The organism is Marinobacter sp. LM1 (genome assembly GCF_042763285.1).
GTDB lineage: Bacteria > Pseudomonadota > Gammaproteobacteria > Pseudomonadales > Oleiphilaceae > Marinobacter > Marinobacter nauticus.
Genome location: NZ_CP114373.1, coordinates 520,087 through 538,812, shown reverse-complemented (window position 1 = coordinate 538,812; position 18,726 = coordinate 520,087). Strand labels below are relative to the sequence as shown.

The 18,726-nt window shown below is 55.6% G+C and carries 12 protein-coding genes and 3 pseudogenes; 7 read left to right on the top strand and 8 right to left on the bottom strand.

What is annotated here, in order from left to right:
* The first annotated feature begins 70 nt into the window (after positions 1-70).
* From OZ656_RS02405 to OZ656_RS02395, 3 genes are read left to right on the top strand one after another with little or no spacing between them, the layout of a single operon-like run.
* Entirely contained in the window at positions 71-958 is an 888-nt protein-coding gene (locus OZ656_RS02405; RefSeq protein WP_278350167.1) for a tyrosine-type recombinase/integrase, read from the top strand.
* On the top strand, positions 955-1,926 hold the full coding sequence (locus OZ656_RS02400) for a tyrosine-type recombinase/integrase (RefSeq protein ID WP_278350166.1): 972 nt from the start codon (positions 955-957) through the stop codon (positions 1,924-1,926). The genes OZ656_RS02405 and OZ656_RS02400 overlap by 4 nt, the downstream gene beginning before the upstream one ends.
* Positions 1,923-2,948 carry a tyrosine-type recombinase/integrase gene (locus OZ656_RS02395; protein WP_278350165.1) on the top strand — a complete coding sequence of 342 codons (1,026 nt, stop codon included), beginning with the start codon at positions 1,923-1,925 and terminating at the stop codon, positions 2,946-2,948. Before OZ656_RS02400 ends, OZ656_RS02395 begins: the two co-directional genes overlap by 4 nt.
* 88 nt (positions 2,949-3,036) lie before the next feature.
* On the opposite strand, the pseudogene istB reads toward OZ656_RS02395, so the two are convergent.
* Both istB and istA (OZ656_RS02385) read right to left on the bottom strand, forming a co-directional pair.
* Positions 3,037-3,537: pseudogene (gene istB / locus OZ656_RS02390) on the bottom strand (IS21-like element ISSpu5 family helper ATPase IstB); the annotation flags it as partial.
* Positions 3,531-4,448 (bottom strand): annotated as a pseudogene (gene istA / locus OZ656_RS02385) (IS21-like element ISSpu5 family transposase); the annotation flags it as partial. The pseudogenes istA (OZ656_RS02385) and istB, both read right to left, overlap by 7 nt.
* A 141-nt stretch (positions 4,449-4,589) precedes the next feature.
* Between istA (OZ656_RS02385) and OZ656_RS02380 the strand changes: the two are divergent.
* From OZ656_RS02380 to OZ656_RS02365, 4 genes are all read left to right on the top strand, one after another.
* Positions 4,590-5,852 carry a tyrosine-type recombinase/integrase gene (locus tag OZ656_RS02380; RefSeq protein WP_278350164.1) on the top strand — a complete coding sequence of 421 codons (1,263 nt, stop codon included), beginning with the start codon at positions 4,590-4,592 and terminating at the stop codon, positions 5,850-5,852.
* 90 nt (positions 5,853-5,942) lie between these two features.
* The gene (locus OZ656_RS02375) at positions 5,943-7,268 is read left to right on the top strand and encodes an IS1182 family transposase (protein WP_075196030.1); all 1,326 of its coding nucleotides are present in this window, start codon (positions 5,943-5,945) and stop codon (positions 7,266-7,268) included.
* A 215-nt stretch (positions 7,269-7,483) separates the two neighbouring features.
* Complete coding sequence (locus tag OZ656_RS02370; protein WP_379944913.1) at positions 7,484-8,425, top strand: tyrosine-type recombinase/integrase; 942 nt, start codon at positions 7,484-7,486, stop codon at positions 8,423-8,425.
* Positions 8,422-9,438, top strand: a complete 1,017-nt coding sequence (locus OZ656_RS02365; protein ID WP_058092803.1) for a tyrosine-type recombinase/integrase — start codon at positions 8,422-8,424, stop codon at positions 9,436-9,438. Before OZ656_RS02370 ends, OZ656_RS02365 begins: the two co-directional genes overlap by 4 nt.
* 111 nt (positions 9,439-9,549) lie before the next feature.
* Here OZ656_RS02365 and istA (OZ656_RS02360) read toward each other — a convergent pair.
* From istA (OZ656_RS02360) to gmtY, 6 genes and pseudogenes are all read right to left on the bottom strand, one after another.
* Positions 9,550-10,188 (bottom strand): annotated as a pseudogene (gene istA / locus OZ656_RS02360) (IS21-like element ISSpu5 family transposase); the annotation flags it as partial.
* 425 nt (positions 10,189-10,613) lie between these two features.
* On the bottom strand, positions 10,614-12,791 hold the full coding sequence (locus OZ656_RS02355; RefSeq protein ID WP_278350496.1) for an AAA family ATPase: 2,178 nt from the start codon (positions 12,789-12,791) through the stop codon (positions 10,614-10,616).
* The gene (locus tag OZ656_RS02350; protein WP_278350495.1) at positions 12,784-13,224 is read right to left on the bottom strand and encodes a VPA1267 family protein; all 441 of its coding nucleotides are present in this window, start codon (positions 13,222-13,224) and stop codon (positions 12,784-12,786) included. The genes OZ656_RS02355 and OZ656_RS02350 overlap by 8 nt, the downstream gene beginning before the upstream one ends.
* The gene (gene gmtX / locus OZ656_RS02345) at positions 13,217-13,852 is read right to left on the bottom strand and encodes a gamma-mobile-trio protein GmtX (protein ID WP_379944912.1); all 636 of its coding nucleotides are present in this window, start codon (positions 13,850-13,852) and stop codon (positions 13,217-13,219) included. Before gmtX ends, OZ656_RS02350 begins: the two co-directional genes overlap by 8 nt.
* Positions 13,845-17,315: a VPA1269 family protein gene (locus OZ656_RS02340; protein ID WP_278350089.1), complete on the bottom strand. Its 3,471-nt coding sequence runs from the start codon at positions 17,313-17,315 to the stop codon at positions 13,845-13,847. Before OZ656_RS02340 ends, gmtX begins: the two co-directional genes overlap by 8 nt.
* Positions 17,305-18,684 (bottom strand): gamma-mobile-trio recombinase GmtY, encoded by a 1,380-nt coding sequence (gene gmtY / locus OZ656_RS02335; RefSeq protein ID WP_379944911.1) that lies wholly within the window; start codon positions 18,682-18,684, stop codon positions 17,305-17,307. Before gmtY ends, OZ656_RS02340 begins: the two co-directional genes overlap by 11 nt.
* Between the last annotated feature and the right edge of the window lie 42 nt (positions 18,685-18,726).

Below are 18,726 nucleotides of genomic sequence, written 5' to 3'. Positions count from 1 at the left end.
CAAGATAGTTGACGCCAGACAGGCCAAGGGACAACTGGTCAAGCCGACGCCAACGGGACGCTTCGAGGCATTGCTTGATCTCTACACGCGGCGACTGCGCGACCTCTACGGATTTCGTCCGAACACCATCAGCCAACATGTGGTGACGGTTTCCGCTTTCCTGGAGCAAGCTCTGCCCGCCGATGCTCCGCTGGCCAGCCTGACCCGTGAGGCAGTCGAGGCCTTTGTCACGACCGTCGGTAATCGCGTCACACGACAGACGCTGCAGCATGTGGTGGCCCGGCTGCGGGCCTTTCTCCGTTTCTGTCATGAACAGGGTGAACTCGCGCAGCGGCTGGATCGGATTGATACACCCCGCGTTTATCGGGGCGAGTTGCCGCCCCGTGCACTCCAGTGGAAGCTGGTCTTGGCACTGTTGCGATCGATTGATCGCTCCGATCCCGCCGGATGCCGGGATCATGCCATGCTCTATCTGATGGCTTACTATGGCTTACGCCCTTCGGAGGTTGCGGCACTGAACCTGGATTCGATTGATTGGGTCGCACAGACTCTCCAGGTAGAACAGCGCAAGACACATTCGACGCTGGTCCTGCCACTGTCCTGCCAGGCTTTGCGGGTCCTGAGGCATTATTTGTGTTACGGGCGCTCCGGCAGCCGCCACCGCCACTTGTTCTTACGTCATCGCTCACCGGCCGGGGCGATCAGCCGTTGTGCCGTGGGGGATGTCTACGAGAAGCGCAGCCGCCAGAGCGGACTGCCGTTGGCCGGCACTTCCGCGTACAGCCTCCGCCACGCTTTCGCCATGCGCCTCCTCGAACGCGGCATCGGCATCAAGGCCATTGGTGACCTTTTGGGTCATCGCTCGCTGGAAAGCACCTGCGTTTACCTGCGTCTGCAGGTGGATGCTTTACGAGACGTAGCCTTGCCACTCCCCCAGGAAGTCCGGAGGTCGCTATGAACTTGTCGGTACAGCAACTTATGGAGCGCTATGTGCAGAGTCAGCGCGCTCTTGGTCGGCGCTATGCAGGAGAGGAGCGGGTTCTACTTTCCGTGCGGCACTATCTTGAGGCACAGGGCCTCACTGATTTGGATCAGACCGGATTTGACGATTGGTGTCGAACGTTCGCGCACTTAACCCCTTCGGTCATTCGACACCGGCAGTTGGTCGTGCGGCGATGGTGCCTGTACCGACGCCGCTATGAACAGGAATGCTTTGTACCCAGTCCCGAGCACTTTGCCAGAACCGCCCCGCATCGTCCGCCGTTTATCCTTGAACCCACTGACGTGGCACGCCTGCTTGTTGCGGCACGACACACCCCGGCGACGATAAGGTCACCGCTACGGCCAGCGGTCTTGCGTCTGGCGATCGTGCTGCTCTATACAGCAGGATTGCGTCGCGGTGAGTTGTTGCGACTTACCCTGGCCGACGTCGATGCCAAGGCCGGCGTCCTCCGCGTGCGAGAATCAAAGTTCCATAAATCGCGCCTGGTTCCGCTCTCGGCGGACGCCCAGCGCGAACTGCGGCAATATCTCAAACAACGACGGGCCATTCCATTGGACACCGGCCCGGACACGCCGTTGCTCTGTCATTACTCGGGCCGGAACGGCAGCCTGCGCGGCTATACCGGTACGGGACTGGGTAACGGTCTACGTACCCTGCTGCGGGAGGCCGAGGTCCAGAATGCGGACGGCAAGTACCCGCGGATCCATGATTTTCGTCACAGTTTTGCCGTCCAGGCCATGCTGCGCTGGTACCAGCAGGGCGCCGACGTGCAAGCCAATTTGCCGAAGTTGGCGATGTATCTCGGACACGTTTCAATCATCTCGACCGCCTATTACCTGCAGTGGGTCCCGGCGCTTGCGCAAGCCGCCAGCCAGCGGTTCGAAGCCAAGTTTGGCACATTGATTCAGGGAGATAAGCTATGAAACCCCAAGGCCCAAGCGAACTCGGCTTGTCACTGTCCCGTTTCTTTCGGGAGTACTTACCCTCCTCGCGCGGCATGAGCCAACATACACTGCGTGCCTATCGCGACACCATTGTGCTGTTTTTGCGTTTTCTTTGTACCCAAGGTGGTAGGCGGATTGAAGAGCTGACCCTCGACGTCTTCACGTCCGAGCAGGTGAGCGGCTTTTTGATGTTTCTGGAACAGGAGCGGCATAACAGTATCGCCACACGCAACGCCCGGTTGGCAGCGCTGCATACATTGGCTCGATTCCTGGCTTGTGACCACCCGCAGCATCTTGCGGAATTTCAACGTATCCTGGGACTGCCCTTCAAGCGAGGAGCACGACAAGCACCCGTCGACTATCTGGAGCCTGCGGAGGTCAAGGCGATCCTGGATCAAATCGACCGATCCACTGCACTCGGACAGCGCGATTACGCACTCTTTGCGCTGATGTTCAATACGGGGGCACGAGTACAGGAAATTTTGGATCTTCGACGCTGCGATCTGCGAACCGAACCGCCGTGCCAAGTCCGGCTCCACGGCAAAGGCGGCAAAATCAGGGTCTGCCCGATTTGGCCCCAGACAGCCCAACTGCTGGTCGGTTTGCAGCGGCACTCACCGGTGCCAGACGATCCCAACGCGGTCGTGTTTGTGAATCGGCAGGGAGGCAAACTGACTCGGTTTGGTGTGCGCTATTTACTGGACAAGTACGTTCACGCCAGTACTGCCGTGATCGACAGCCTCAGGGGTAAGCGGCTGCATCCGCACTCGATCCGCCATACCACGGCCATCGCTCTTCTGCATGCCGGTGTCGACTTCGCCACTCTCAGTCAGTGGCTGGGGCATACCAACCTGAACACAACCATGGTTTACGCCCGCGTGGATCTGGACTTGAAGCGCCAAGCCTTGGCACAGGTATTCCCGGAGGTTTTGCCGACGCCTTCCATCGGCCATCTGGCAATCCCGTCGGGAGATCTGGTGGATTGGTTGAAGCGGTTGTGAAATATATTATGTGAAGTCCCGGGCAGTGTGTTTGGCATCAGCCGGAGCACTGCCCGGTCTTCTCCACATAAAGAACGACTACACATAAATCCAGGATCAGCACGTCGACCTTGGCCAGGCTGGTCAGGAGCTTTGAGTATTGGCCATCGCCCTTGGCGATGGTCAGCTCTCGTAGCAGCCGGGTCAGGCGGACGTACTGGGCGGTGTAACCCTCCCGGCAGGCCTTGTGTGCCAGAGCACAGGCCAACCAGGTTTTCCCGACGCCAGTCGGGCCGGTGATGAGCGCGTTCAGGTGTTCCTTCACCCACTGGCAGCTGGCCAGACTCTGGACAAGCCCTTTATCCAGGCCCCGTGAGTTCCGGTAATCAATGTCTTCGAGGATGGCGGCGTGTCGCAGCTTGGCCCGGCGCAGGCGGCTGCTCATGCGTCGGTTGTCCCGTTCCGTCATTTCCCGGTCGACCAGCAGGCCAAGGCGCTCCTCGAAGCTCAGGTCGGTAATGTCGGGGGTGGCCGATTGATCCGCCAGGGCGGCGGCCATGCCGGTCAGTTTGAGGGCGTGGAGCTTATCCAGCGTGGGATGTTTCAGCATGTCAGGTTGTAGTAGGCGGGGCCACGGATGTTGTCGTGTGTGTCGGGTAAGGCCAGTTCTTGTTGCTCTTCCAGGGGCTGCTCATCCAGGCGATGCTTGAGGATGGATTCGATGCTCTTGTATCGGCAGCTGCCCAGCATCAGGGCGCGTTGGCAGGCACGTTCTAATCGTGCCTCGCCGTAGCTCTGGCCCAGCCGGAGAATGCCCAGACAGGACCGATAGGCCTGTTGCGGATGCTTTCTTGCCCCCAGCGCGGTACGGATAAGCTTTTCAGTTGCCGGTCCAGTCTTGGCTGCCCAGGCGGTCAGTCGCTCTGGGGTCCACTCGCCGGCTTGGCGATGGGACTCCGGCATGTGAGCGGCGATGGTGCTATGCCGACCCTTCTGATCCGAACGCCGGTGGCTGGCGATCCGGTTGCCCCGGTGGAAGCATTCGATGGTGTTGTGGGTGATCCGGACCTCCACCTCTTTCTTGATCAGGGTGTAGGGCACCGAGTAGTAGTGCCCATCGATGGCCACGTGGTAGTCGATGTGTACCCGGGCTTTTTTCCACTCGGCGTAGACATACGGCTCGGCGGGTAGCGGTTGTAGAACCGGCTGGTCCAGCTGTTTGAAGTGATCAAGCCGGCACCCGGGCAACTTGCGGAAGGGGCGGCTATTGAGCTTCTCCAACAGCTCACGGATGGTGGCGTTGAGCTGCCCCAGGGAGAAGTGCTGACGATGGCGCAGGGCCGCCAGGATCCAGCGCTCAACGATCAATACGCCACCTTCCACCTTGGCCTTGTCACGGGGCTTGCGAACCCGTGTAGGGACAACGGCCACGCCATAATGGCCAGCCATATCCTGATAGGTCGGATTGAGGTCCGGCTCGTAGCGATGGGCCTTGCTGACGCCGGAACGGAGGTTATCCGGATTATGTTCCCAATCCCATTATGTTCCGTTCACCCTGGAAGCCCTTGAATCCATAGGGAGGATCCCGTGTAAAAGGACACATAACGACAGATGCCGTTTGGGCGCATGATTTCCTTTCCTACATCCAGAAAGGAGATTGTCATGTTAGAACATTACTTCGTTAAGCCCGGTACCATCGATGCGATCCGCGCTTCCTGGATCGCGGAACCGATTGAGCAGTACGTTGCGTGGTTAGCCGGGCACGGATACAGGCCCAGGGTAATCTTGCGGCGAGTCCCACTCCTGAGGCAGTTTGGCGAGTTTGCTCGCGATCATGGTGCCACGCAGTGGAGCGAGCTTCCGACTCATGTCGAGCCTTATGTAAAGCACTGGGTAAAGGTTCACGCCAAGAACGCATACCAGGCAAAGCGATGGGTGGCTAATGATGCTCGTACACCGATCGAGCAATTGCTGTCCCTGATGTTGCCCGATTTCCGCGGAACAGGTCGGAGACGGACCAGCCAAGATCCCTTCCTGGTTCAGGCACCGGGGTTCTTTGTTTATCTGCGTGAAGAACGGGGCCTGCGCGAGCTGTCTCTCCGGCACTATGGCCATTATCTGCATAACCTGGAAGCCTACCTGGCGCGAATCAACCTGCTGCATTTGTCCGAGCTCACTCCAGCCATACTCAGTGCGTTTGTGGTGGAGAGCGGTCGCCGATTGAGCCCGCATTCTATGACGGGGCTGTGCAGCTCCTTGCGAGTCTTCCTGCGCTACCTGTACCGCGAGCAGCTGATCAATCGCGATCTCGGCGCTACCGTAGAGTCCCCGCGTCGGTATCAGCTGGCCGATCTCCCGCGTTCGATCTCCTGGGACGACGTCCGGCGCATGCTAGATGTTGTTGATCGGCGCAGTGCTCTGGGCAAGCGCGACTATGCCATTCTACTTTTGCTCGTCACGTATGGACTGCGCGGCCATGAGGTGGCCGGATTGACACTGGAGCATATTGACTGGAAGAGAGAACGCCTGTTGGTGCCGCAGCGCAAGGCGGGACACACCACTGCGTACCCTCTCTCTTCAGTAGTAGGCGAAGCTATTCTCGACTACTTAAAAAATGCACGCCCACACGTCGAGGAGCGAAGGCTGTTTTTCCGGGTTCTGGCGCCCGTCCGACCTGTGACGGCGGTTACTGTGTCCAGCCGCGCGACGCACTACCTGCGCAAAGCGGGTATTAATGTCCGTCGCCCAGGTTCGCACACCTTGCGCCACACTTGCGTACAGCGATTGGTCGATGCCGAGTTCAACTTCAAGGTCATCGGCGATTACGTTGGTCATGCGTCGCCAAGTTCCACCCGCATCTATACCAAGGTGGACGTGGAAACCCTGCGCATGGTGGCGCTGGGCCACGAGGAGGTGCTGCCATGACCGCCTCCTTCCACAGCGTACTAGGAGTCTGCGCGGCAGAAGCTACATTCTGGCACAATAGATCAAAATTCTTCAGCAACAGGATGACTGATGGGAACCACTTTCCGCCCGTATTCGCCTGGCCAGGAACTGCTTCTTCCCCCGAGCCTGAACGAGTGGCTGCCTGAGGGGCATCTGGCCTATTTTGTCAGTGATGTCGTCGAGGAGTTGGATTTAAGTGCGTTTTATGCCCGCTACGAGGGCAACGGCCGACGCAACTCGCCCTTCGATCCACGAATGATGCTGAAGATTTTGATCTACGCCTACGCCACCGGCGTTTTCTCTTCACGCAAGATCGCCCGGAAGCTGGAAGAAGACGTGGCCTTCCGGGTTCTGGCGGCAGGCAACTTCCCCAGGCATCGCACGATCTGTGATTTCCGCAAACACCATTTGGTTGCCTTCAAGGCCGTGTTTATTCAGGTGGTCCGGATTGCCCGGGAAGCGGAGCTGATCACGCTGGGAACACTGGCGATTGATGGCACCAAGGTTCGGGCTAATGCCAGCAAGCATAAGGCCATGAGCTATGGCCGCATGGGCGAGGAAGGCGATCGTTTATCGAAAGAGATCGATGCACTTTGTCGTCAGGCACGTCAGACAGACCAGTCGGAAGACCGACAGTTCGGCCCGGATAACCGGGGTGATGAACTGCCTGAAGAGCTTCAGTACCGGCAGGCGCGGCTGGAAAAGATTCGTGCTGCCAAAGAGAAATTGGAAGCAGACCAGAAAGAGCGGGACAAGGCTCGGGGTCGGTCCCCGGACGATGATCGGCGCTCACCTCGCGGGGGCCCGAACTTCAAGCGGGATTACGGGGTTCCGGATGACAAGGATCAGAGCAATTTTACCGATCCGCAAAGCCGGATTATGAAAACGGCGGACGGGTTCCAGCAATGCTACAACGGCCAGTTGGCCGTGGATGGTGAATTCCAGCTGATTGTCGCCAACCACCTGGGCAATAATCCCAGTGACAATGGCTGTCTGATACCACTGCTGGATCAGGCAAAAGACACTCTGGAAACCTATCCGGATCAGTGTCTGGCTGACGCGGGTTACCGTAAAGAAGAAGATCTACAGACCCTGGAAGACAAAAGCATCGACGGCTATGTCTCGCTGCGTCGGGAGGGCAAGAAGAGTTCAGAGATAGACGCGAGCCGTTATCCGGCCAGCGCCCGGATGGCCGGGAAGCTGGCCACGGCAACCGGGCGATCGGTTTACGCTCAGCGCAAGCATCTGGTTGAGGCGGTCAACGGCTGGATCAAGCATGTTCTGGGCTTCCGACAGTTCAGTCTGCGGGGCCTTCACGCCGTGCAGGGTGAATGGGATCTGGTCTGTCTGTCGCTTAATCTCAGGCGGATGAGTTCACTGATGAGGCTGAAATAGAGGGTCCGAGGGATCCTTGGGCGTACTGAGTGATCGGACTACGATAACGCATTCGCTGATAACCGTCTTGACTGACTGAATAGAGAGAATCGAGACTCTATTCGGCTGGATATTGTGGATACGTTCTCGGGCCGAACTGTGATTCGACGCGGCGGGGTCACTTGCTCAAAATACTTCTGCCGCGCAGACTCCTAGGCAAGGATTTTTCGGCTTACTTGAGTTACAAGCGCGCGCTGGGCCGAAAATTTGATACTGAAGAGCTCGCCTTGCAATTATTCGATCGCTTTTTGGTCGAGGAACGGGTGAGTGATGCGGCGTTAGTGCAACCGGCGTTGATTGAGGCCTTTCTCGCTTCGCGGCCACGCACTCGCCCACGCAGCTATAACCACCTCTTGGGGGTGCTCCGCTGCTTTTTTGCCTGGCAGGTGGCCCAGGAGCGGCTAGCGCATTCTCCGGTTCGTGCTCACCCTCAGCCGGTGACTTCCCAGCTTAAACCCTTCCTGTTCGAACCGGCTCAGGTGGAAGACATCCTGACGTTGGCGTCACAGCTTCCGGACAATTCCCGGGCACCCTGTCGTGGCATGGTCTACCGAACAATCTTCTCGCTGATGTACGGTTTGGGCCTGCGTGTCGGCGAGATTGTGCATCTTCGGTATCGCGACGTCGATTGCCAGCGCAGCCTTCTGGTGATCGACAAGAGCAAGTTTGGCAAGACGCGTTTGGTCCCCTTTGGCCCGCGCATGGCGCAACAGATCGCTGTCTATCTGCAGTTTGGCGTTGATCGGTATGGGTCATGGCAGCCGGATGATCCGGTATTTTCTTTCAGCTTTTTCCCAGAGCGCAAGCCAATGCGTATTGAGACGGTCAGTCAGACATTTCACCACTTGATACTGAAGATGGATCCGTACGTGCCACCTGGCGTACGCCAACCTCATCTGCACTGCCTGCGCCATTCCTTCGCGGTCGCAACTCTGCTCCGCTGGTATCGCACCGGCGTGGATCCCAATCAACGGCTCTTTCATCTATCAACCTTCATGGGCCATGCCGACCCGGCATCGACTGCCTGGTATCTGACCATCACCGAAGCACTGCTCCGGGAGGCGAGCCAACGGTTCGAGCGATTCGCCGATCCCCGCAGAGAGGAGGAGCTATCATGACGGATCAATTGGGGCGTCTCGTCTTTGCCTTCGTAGAAGATCACCTTAAATGCCAACGGGGGCTGCGCCCGGCCAGTATCCGAAGTTATAAGGAGAGCCTGCGCCTGTTCTTGCAATTCGCTGCAAAGGATAAGCATTGCCGGATCACCCGCTTGGAACTGGCTGATCTCACTGGCGAGCGAGTGCGCCATTTTTTGCAACACCTTGAACAGGAACGTGGTAATGGGGTTAGAACCCGAAACCAGCGCCTGGCGGCGCTGCATACCTTCTTCGAGTATCTTGCCGGCCGTGAGCCCTGCGTGCTCGGGGAAGCACAGCAAATTGCTTCCATTCCCGTCAAACGCTGGCAACCGGGCGAGACTCTGTATCTCGAACGCGACGAGATTAATGCTCTGTTCGCTGCCTTGCCCACCGACCACCCTCAGGCTCTGCGCGACCAAGCCTTGCTTCGCTTCCTTTATAACACCGGAGCACGCGTACAGGAGGTAGCGGATCTGCGCGCAACGCACCTGGAACTCGGTTCTGAGCCCCGAGTACGGCTGCATGGTAAAGGTGACAAATGGCGTACCTGTCCTTTGTGGACGCGAACAGCGGGTCTGATGCAGGACTTACTGGAGCAAAATCGGCAACGACGCCACTCCAATGACGCTGTCTTCCTAGCCCGCAACAGTGCGCCGCTGACCAGATTTGGTATCTACAAGATCGTGCGGCGTCATACCGTCAAGGTGGTGAAGAAAAGCGCAGATGGCACAGTGCGGCACATCTCACCCCATGTCTTACGCCACACGACGGCCGTGCATTTGCTTGAAGCAGGTGTCGAGGTCAACGTCATCCGCGCCTGGCTTGGACACGTCAGTTTGGAGACCACCAACCGATACGCCGAGATCACCCTCCGAATGAAAGTGGACGCGCTGCGCACCTGTGAGCCTATTTGGGATTCTCCGGCGGAGTCCCACCGAAAGCCAGTATGGCGATCCAATTCCGAGCTGCTGCAATGGCTGGAATCCCTGTGATCGTTATGTGCCCCAGTGCAAGGGGGCCTCCCTATGGTTTCAAGGTCTTCTAAAGTGAACGGAACATAATGGGATTGGGAACATAATCCGGATTATGTGTCCCGGCACATAATCCGGAACCACCAGTTCCGGCACGCCGCCCAGGAACTCGAAGGCTCGGATGTGGGAGCCGATCCAGTCCGGCAGGGTCTGGCTCCAGGTGGCCTCGGCGTAGGTGTAATTGGACGCACCCATCACCGCCACAAAGACTTGCGCCTCATGGATCTCACCGGTGGTGCGGTCAATGACGGGCACCGTGTGCCCAGCATAGTCCACGAACAGCTTTTCACCGGCTCGGTGGTCCTGACGCATCACCAGATCCAGCTTGCCCTGCCAGGCCCGGTAGTGCTCGCAGAACCAGCTGTACTGGTAGCCATCCGGATTGGCTTCCCGGTACTCCTGCCAGAGCAGGAACAGGGTGACGTTCTTGCCCCGGAGCTCATCGTGGATCCGCTGCCAGTCTGGAATGCCTCGGACCTGTGCCGGTAGATCCGGTGGTGGCGGGAACAGCCGTTGCTCCAGCTGGGCTTCACTCAGATCCTCTGGCAGCGGCCAGCCAAGCTCCGCCTCAGCAGCACGCCGCAGATACTCGCTCACAGTGGGGCGACTGATGCCGCAGGCTGCGGCAACCTGCCGGTTACTCAGCCCTCGCTCCCACTTGAGGCGAAGGACTTCTTTGATTTTACGCATGGATAACCTCTTCGCTGGCATCTGACCCTCTCCGGATGAAAAGGAGCAGAGTACCGTTAGTTATCCCGCGCCGGACGTTTTGATGGGGAAATAAGGCAGCCTGCCAAGGTGGCAGCTTTGCCGTGGAATCAGTGGCAGCTTTCGCGTGGAATGGGTGGCAGGCTTCGTCTGGAATCAGTGGCAACCTTGGTCTGGAATACGCAGGGCGTAAAGCCTGGAATTGGGGGTGCGGCGAATGTTCGCTCTTGTTTAGAAACAAACGTTTTGGATCGCTTCAAGTGCTTTCATGAACACAATTTGATGAACAGGAACAGGGCTCTGCCTTCTCGCCGCAAGCGGCGATTCACCAGAGGTATTTAAGGACCAGGGATGATCCGCTAAGCTGGAAATGCGGCACAGCCTGAGGCCCCATTGGCCGCGACCGGCGATGAGGGGGTAGTGCTCTGTCAGACAACCCCCGAATCCCTTTTCCTCTCTGTCAGTAGTTCTCTCAAAAAACTCGCTCGCCGATTCGCATGGCTTTCCGCTTTTGTTATTACCTCGAAATCGCTAACTTGCCCAACAATATGGATTTCTGCCTCGGCGCGGGTAATCGCGGTGTAAAGCCATGCTCGGTCGGAAATGCGGCCCTTCTGTACTACCACGATAATTCTTGGGAACTGGCTACCCTGAGCCTTGTGGAGCGTGATCGCATAGCCAAGTTCCATGCAGTCGAACACATCCTCGGTGATGTCTATCTCCTCTCCGGTATCCAGAGTTACGACACCAAATGTCTCCTGGTCGCCTTGAAAAGCGCGGTCTGCTGAGGATAGGACACCAAGAGATCCGTTCTGGATGCCGACAGTATAGTTGTTCCTAGTGAATAGGATCGGGTCGCCTACCCTCAGATCAATAAAGAAATCATCCCCATGCAGCTTGAACTCCAGCCTCTGGCCGCCTGGATTGATTAGCCGTTGACATTCCAGGTTTAACTCGCCAACCAGGGCCTTCGTTGCACCGATAATCTGGGTATTGTGAGCGGATTCGGCATACAGGGTCTTGCACTTATCGACTACACGCTCCGGAGGCGTCTCGTGGAACGTGATTGCACCAAATGATAACGATGGAGGAACATCGCCTCGGTTGATGGTGGCAGAGTATTCAGGGATACCCGTTGAGCCTTCCTGACGCTTCACGATATTCAGCTCAACATTGGCAATTGCGCCAGATTCGATTATGTCTGAGAGGACTTTGCCACAGCCTATGGGCGGCAGTTGGTTTGGGTCGCCCGTCAGAATAATACGTACCGACGGATCAAGGTGCGTGACGATCCGGTACATGGTCGGCAGGTCGATCATGCTGCTTTCGTCGATAACCAAGAGGTGCTTGGGCTGAACCAGAGAGGGTGAGATCGGCTCCTCCCGCAACATGCGAGCAATCGTCATGGTGAAAAAACCGATGCTTTCGTGCAGTCGCATGGCAGCCCGCCCAGACAACGCCACGGCGTGTATTTCATAGCCCAGTGCGGCGTAAGCCTTTAATACGGTCCGAAGCACCGTGGTTTTTCCAGTACCGGCACCGCCCGTAATGCAGGACACACCGTTGGTGAGACTGGATTCAACCGCCTCCAGTTGATGCTCAGTAAGATCGTAAGGCAACTCCCGGGCGGCTTCGGTCAGTGCTTTGAAAACGGATTCATCTTCGTCCGTGATGGTTGCCAGTGTTTTGAGCCGCTTGGCGACCACCGATTCCATTATTATCTGTGCAGTCGGGTGATAGGTGCCGGTCTGTGGCCTGAGAATGAACTGGCCATTGAAATAGCCATTGGAAAAGACCTCAGCAACCAGGTCTTTTTCGCCCAGAAGCTTTATGACCTCGGGCCTTAACACCTGATGCGTTGCGTATGTGTGTCCCTTTTCGACCCGCTTGCGCATGGCGCTTTCCAGGGCCGCCGCGAGCCTTACTGGAGCCGATTTCTCGAAGCCCAGTTGCTCGGCAATAACATCGATGTCTCCGAACGACATCCCAAAGCCTAAGAGTGCGTATGGATTGTTTTTGAGAACGTCGACGGTGCGCTCATCGTGGTACTTGAGAATACGCTGCTGGACGCGCAGCGGAATTCCAAAAGAAGCGAGCCAGTTGGCGTGCGCGAGATTTCGGTACTTGCCGTAACCGTTGTAGAGTGCAGTGATTGATGAGTCGCTCAGAACCGCTTTGAGGCGTTCTCTATGGTCCGCTGTGTCTGACCGCAGTATCGAGTGCAGGCCACTGCCAAAGGCGTCCCAGAGGGCCCGTGCTTTGGCTTCACCAATACCGGTGAACTCCCGCTCTGAGGCAATGAAGCGGATCAACGCTTCGCCCGTCTCGGGTAGTGTGCATTCCATTTCATCGGGGGCGTCATACAGGTGCTGCTGAAGCTCATAATCGCCTGCCAGAACAGTCTCTAGGGCCCGTTTACCCCGCACCCGCCATTGCTGGCCAACGGACGGCTGGATCGGCAGTGACTGGTTTTCGCATCGGATGCTGACAATGTATTTGCCTGAGTTGATTTTGTAACTGTCTGCTTTGAGGGGTACGCCCGTGAAGATCGTGTACTTCGAGCCAGTGTGTTGGCAGCTGGTCACGCGGAAATAGTCTTCATGCATCGGGCGCTACCCCGAACTCGGTGAGGACTTCGGACAGCTCACCGTAACGCTTTAGCTTCGCTTCGAGGGTGGCTACGCGAGCCTTCAGCTCAATGTTTTCCTGCTCCAGGACCGAAAGCCGCTTAGACTCCATGGCTCGCTTATTAACGCTGGCATCGTAGGGCTTTGGCGCAGACCGTTGTTGCTGTGCAGTTTCAGTCAGTGGCGGTAATACGCCTCTTTCACGGAGGACCGTTTCAAGATTATCCAAGGCCGATTTTATCGCCGGATTCTGGCGCAAGGCGCTCTTTCCGATACCGATAGCGCTGGCAACTTCGCCACGGTTTAACTGGCCGCGAAAGACGATCTGCTTGAAATCGTTATCGGTTTGCGTAGCGGCCCAACGCTGAAAGGCAACAAGATTTTCCCGAGCTTTTTCTTGTCCGTTAGCCATTCTCGATACTCAACACTTTTTCAAGGGCATTCACAAAACCGTTTCTGAGGACAACCTTGCCGTTTTGGTCCTCGATGCCGCCGCGCTCCGTTTTCGTCCAGCCCTTCACTTTCAGGGACTCCTCCGAAATGGCGTCTTTCAATGCATCAATCTCGTGACTCAACAGGCTCGGTAACCTCGATTCAGATTCCTCTTTAGCACCCGCTCGGTAGTCAATTTCCAATTTCTTGATCGATGCAAACCTTTTATTTTCGGCCCTCAATTTACGGACCTTCGAAATCAGATCGAGTATGAGGAAGCGGTGAGTTTTGTTGCTTACCTCATCAACCCAATCGTACTCGCCCGCGGTCGTGGTTCGTGCTTTGGCCGCTTTCTTTTTCTGGTCTCCAAGCGCCTGCCAGGCCTCAATGACCGCTCTATAATGTTCCCCGGTTTTGTTTCGGATGGTCTGTTCGCTAGGAGCGCCACGACTGGCTCCTAGCTTCGCAATCGTTGAGATTCTGAAATCAACCGCGCCTGAATCGTGATGCTCCTTGCAAACGGCGTGAAGGGCTTCCAGGGACTTCCTGGAACGAGAATTTTTCAGCTGGCCCAGAATGGCCTCGTAGACTTCGTTCGGTTCACTCATTGCAGCTCTCGATTCCTAGCGGGAATTTCAAAGACCCGTTCATGGCTGACTCGATCTCTTGGCGCAAATCACCCAGCTGTAGTGGTTCGGCGAGATCTTCCAAGGTGATTTGACCATTTATCAACTGGTCAGCGACGTGCCAGTTATTCTGCGTCACCTGCATAATAAGTTGGACAACCTGATTGGCAGCTTTGAGCTGCTGATCCTCTGTTAGTCGAAATATCGCTGGAGCGATTCCATTGGTGTCCGCCAATTTGTCGAGCATTTGACTGAGCAGGGGGCGTGCCCTGGAGGCACTGGCGCTCTCGTAGATTTCAGCGTTGGCGCAGACCTCAGCCAGCAACCGGAACTCGCTGCTTTGCTCCTCCAAGTGCATCCCCATTTCCACATAATTGTCACTGACGATCAGTTGGTGTTGGTCTGTCTCGGAATTGTTCAGCAGTTCGGTAGACTGAGAAATCAGGCGGTATAGGTGCTGTAGATCCGTGAGAAGCATGTCGAGCTTTTTGGCCTTCTCCTCATACGCCGAAGTGATCTTTTTCAGCGTTCGCTCTTTACCAAAAACCTGTCCCGAAGACTCGGCATCGTACCGCTCGTCATCGAGCGTCTGCCTTTTTTCTTCGAGTTCGTGGTATTCATTGCGGGTGACATTGATTTCCAGAATGATTTCGTTGGCAATAGCCGACAACCCGCCCAGAAACGCCGGGCCGGTAATGAAGAAGCGGCACTGGGGACAATTTCGAGTCCCAAGGTAGCCACTGGGCACCGGCGCGTACTGTGCTTCAACCTTCCGCTCAACCAGCGCCATGCCACCTTCGTCACACTTGTTGCCGCTCATGGGGCAGATTCCGATACTCATGAACTGGAAGGCTCCAGAGGGCCAATCAGGTGTCAGACACTGATCCATGATGCTTCTGTCTGTGGCGATTAATTCCGGGCGAGCCTCTTCGATTTTTTTCTGAAGGATGAGGTCTTCGTATCGATGGTGGCTCTCCTCAAGCGCCCGTTTTTCAGCCGCCGCCATTTCCATCTTCATTTTGCTGGCTCCTACCCTTGTGTAGTAAATCGTCATCACCAGCGATGAATGACCAACCAGCTTCGAAATCACGGCTATGGACGCTCTGCCGTCGACAATGTAGGCAGTGATAAGGCTGACTCGGAGAGCATGAGGGGTAAACTGGCTCTTGTAATCCACGCTGTTCTTTTTTTCGATTTTCTCAGCGAGGTCCGCGCCTGGCCTCTGACTATGGAACAACAGAGCAGGCAGAGTTCGTGTAAACGTGGTTGTCGGAAATATAGGCGACACCTTCTCATTACAGGTAATTGACGCCGGATCGCGAAAAAGGAACGCTTGTTTACCACGCCGTTTGAGGATGTCTTTGTGGGTCTTCTGCCGCAGCTTGATTTGCGTCCACGGTGTGAGTTCTTCGATAGGATTGTATTTGGACTGCCACTCCCGAAGCTGGATAATCCAACACGCTAGGTCTTCCGGCATGAAAGGAACTTCGTAGCCGCCCAATTTCTTTCCGGTTTTGTTCGTCGTGATGTAGGCGCTCAACTCACCGTCATTGCCCCCTTTCTGAATAAAGCCCTGATTCCGCTTTCGGGTCGCAAGCTGGCTTGAGTTTTTGATCCAGTGGACCTTCCCATCACGCCATACCGGAACGAATTCATCTCCCTCTCCGCTGTCGAGCCAACAGATTTGCTGTCCCCGCAACGGAATGGATAGCAACGTGTAGTTTGCGACAATTTTTACGGGCGACCATAACTCGTACACCTCTTCAAAATAGCGCTTGCGACCTCGCTTCCGGTCTTTTTTGACCACTCGATAAACGCAGTTTGGGTCGTTCTCATCAATTAACTGTGGATCAACCTCGAACCAGCAGTCTTCGAGGAAGGGATGCAATTGATAGAGATTGCGAAACGACGTTGCCTCTAGCGGAATCAGATGCTGCTTTGCTCGTACAATGGCATCCATGGGCAATGGAGGCTTGTCTGATTCACTGCGCCTGTAACTGGGTAACTGGTCTAGCAAACCCTTGAAAACGGTTCTCAGAGGATTGCGGTAGCCGGGCAGAACTATCAACTCACCGTTATCGTCCTCGTCAGAGCAATAAGTCTCCAAAATCCACTCGAAAAAAGCGGAACAAGCGTTATGCCGTGATTTTTTTACAGTATCTGCGGTGGCATTTATGAAGTTTTCGTACGCTCGCTCATTAAACGGGATATCCCTTGACAGCATGGCTCCCGGATCGTCAACCAAGCCCAACTTGTCCACGTAAAATCTAAGTAATGCTCTCAAATGTGAGTATTTGTTGGATTGGCCTGTACCAGCCTCTACATAACACTGAATGGCTTTCCAAAACTCGGGGTATTTGCTGGTCAGTTCTCGATTAATGGCATTTTCGTTGCCCAGGAAGTGAGGCCAACTTATCCAATCTTCGGCATAAAATTGGTTTGGGGTCGATACCAGCTTCGGGTCTTTTTCGTAGCCTCTGAAGTATTCCACCCCTGATTTAAACCCCAAGCGTTGAGCGGCTTCGGACGCCTCCGCGACAGTGGCGTACCTCTTCACGGGGCGCTCAATGCCAAGGTAGCTGTACCAATCATCCCAATCTTCGGCATAGAAGTCGTTGGGAGATACTGTCAGCTTCGGGTCTTTTTTGTAGCCCTTCTGGTATTCCCTAATTGATTTGAATCCCAGGCGCTGAGCGGCTTCGGACGCCTCGGCGAGCGTCGCGTACTTGCCGTCGGGGCGTTCAGTGCCAAGGAAGCTGTACCAGTTACTCCAATCTTCGGCATAGAATTGATCGGGAGAAGCTGGCAGCTTCGGGTCTTTTTGGTAGTCCTCATAGTATTCCGCCTGTGTTTTTAGCCCCAAGCGTTGAGCGGCTTCGGACGCCTCGGCGACAGTGGCGTACTTCTCACTGGGGCGTTCAGTGCCAAGGAAGCTATACCAATCATCCCAATCTTCGGCATAGAAAACTGCGGGTTGTGATGGCAGCTTCGGGTCTTGTTGGTAGTCCTCAAAGTATTCCGTCTGTGTTTTGAACCCCAGGCGCTGAGCGGCTTCGGACGCCTCGGCGAGCGTCGCGTACTTTTCTATGGGGCGCTCAGTGCCAAGGAAGCTATACCAATCACCCCAATCTTCGGCATAGTGTTTGTCGGGAGCTGCTGGCAGCTTCGGGTCTTTTTTGTAGCCCTTGTTGTATTCATCTCTTATTTTGAAGCCCAATCGCTGAGCGGCTTCGGACGCCTCGGCGAGCGTCGCGTACTTTTCTATGGGGCGCTCAGTGCCAAGGAAGCTATACCAATCACCCCAATCTCCGGCATAGAATTGGTCGGGATTTGCTGGCAGCTTCGGATCGTTTCGGTAGCTCTTCTTGTATTCCGGCTGCGTTTTGAATCCCAAGCGCTGAGCGGCTTCTGAGGCTTCGGCGAGCGTGGCGTACTTAGTTGTCATGAGTGAGTCCTTTCTTGATTGGAGAAATTAAGCCGTGCTCGGGCGACAATCTGCTCAAATGCGCCCGCATCTGCTTATCAGTGAGTTCGGTGTAGACCTGCTGACTTTCTATCGATTTATGGTGTAGGGCGTTTTTAATGATCAGAGAATCAGCGTTTGCATCAGCCAGAGCTTGCCCATACGAGTGTCGGTGGGCGTGTGCGGTCGTGCCCGCTTCTTTTGAAAAAGGTAAACCAATTCTTTCAACGGCTCTTTTAAGCGATTGGTTATAGCCTTTGATTGAGTGCGGAGCGCCCGATTGCGTCGTGAATGCAAACGGATGTTTACCGTCATCGGGGTATCGCTGGTAGGTCAGGTAAAGCCGCCAAAGGTCGTTAAAGGTTTCACCAGCACTCCTTGGAAACCACCAAACCTGAAGAAAGTGGCGACTTTCATTGTCCTCTTTGGGCGCTTTCCAACCTGCATGCAGCGTATGGGATTTCGAATATTCAAATCGCGGTTGCATCCCATACTTGTTGAGCAACTCTTCGCGCCTGCTGGGGCCGTTTGGACGGGGCCGCCCTTTATCGGGATGAAAAATTTTGACCAGTGCGGTTCCGTCCTCCCACGGCACGACATCTTCTACCCAAAGGTGAAAGCACTCGCTGAGCCTTAGTCCGCCGTAATGCATCAGCATGGTAATGAGCACATTCTTCAGGTCCAGGCGCTCATGAACTACGTCGCTCGTTTCAAAGCCATATCGAGTGAAGCCATTCCACAAGAGGTCGTCAATCCGTCCAGAAGGAAAGCTTTTCTTACCCTCATTGCCGTTAGAACGCGACACCTTCCTGGGCATGACCTTCCGGAAATAAGAAGGGTCTGGTTTGTTGGCCCAAAGGTGGGAAAGAAAAGCCCGCCGTTTCTTCTGGTAGAAGGCTGCGAGGCCCATCCACTCCTCGTAACGAGTAGGTTTCACCGTTGGGTTTATTTGAAGCTTTTTCTCTTCGTACTGCTCGGAGAGCCAGTCTGTGTATTGTGTTATGAGGCTGATTAGAAAGGCCGCGTCCTTATCGTCGCGTGGTTTCCACCGCAGCCAACTCGGATCGCTACCGTCCTCGCCAATCGTTCCGGTGTAGAGGCTGTTTGAAAATTCTCGAAACAGTTGGTGAGGAGTTCCAAAGCAGTCTTTATTCTGATTCGTGTAATCGATGAGGAGTCGAACCGCAAAAGCGCTCCTGTCTTTCCAGCTCCGCGATTTGTATCGATGAGCGATCAAATAATCCAAATAACTTTTCAGCAAACCATCTTGGGTGACGATCACCGGAAGACTTATCTTCGTCCCCGTGTTGTCTACTTTGATATTTGCCTCTATGCAGACGCTGTTCAGCACGCAATTTCCAATCAGTAAAATGGTATGTTCGTAATTCCACTA

Bases quoted from the DNA above. Each gene is read 5' to 3' on its own strand.
- OZ656_RS02400 (WP_278350166.1), top strand. From the start codon at position 955: ATGAACTTGTCGGTACAGCAACTTATGGAGCGCTATGTGCAGAGTCAG.
- OZ656_RS02395 (WP_278350165.1), top strand. From the start codon at position 1,923: ATGAAACCCCAAGGCCCAAGCGAACTCGGCTTGTCACTGTCCCGTTTC.
- OZ656_RS02380 (WP_278350164.1), top strand. From the start codon at position 4,590: ATGTTAGAACATTACTTCGTTAAGCCCGGTACCATCGATGCGATCCGC.
- OZ656_RS02375 (WP_075196030.1), top strand. From the start codon at position 5,943: ATGGGAACCACTTTCCGCCCGTATTCGCCTGGCCAGGAACTGCTTCTT.
- OZ656_RS02365 (WP_058092803.1), top strand. From the start codon at position 8,422: ATGACGGATCAATTGGGGCGTCTCGTCTTTGCCTTCGTAGAAGATCAC.
- OZ656_RS02355 (WP_278350496.1), bottom strand. From the start codon at position 12,791: ATGCATGAAGACTATTTCCGCGTGACCAGCTGCCAACACACTGGCTCG.
- OZ656_RS02350 (WP_278350495.1), bottom strand. From the start codon at position 13,224: ATGGCTAACGGACAAGAAAAAGCTCGGGAAAATCTTGTTGCCTTTCAG.
- gmtX (WP_379944912.1), bottom strand. From the start codon at position 13,852: ATGAGTGAACCGAACGAAGTCTACGAGGCCATTCTGGGCCAGCTGAAA.
- OZ656_RS02340 (WP_278350089.1), bottom strand. From the start codon at position 17,315: ATGACAACTAAGTACGCCACGCTCGCCGAAGCCTCAGAAGCCGCTCAG.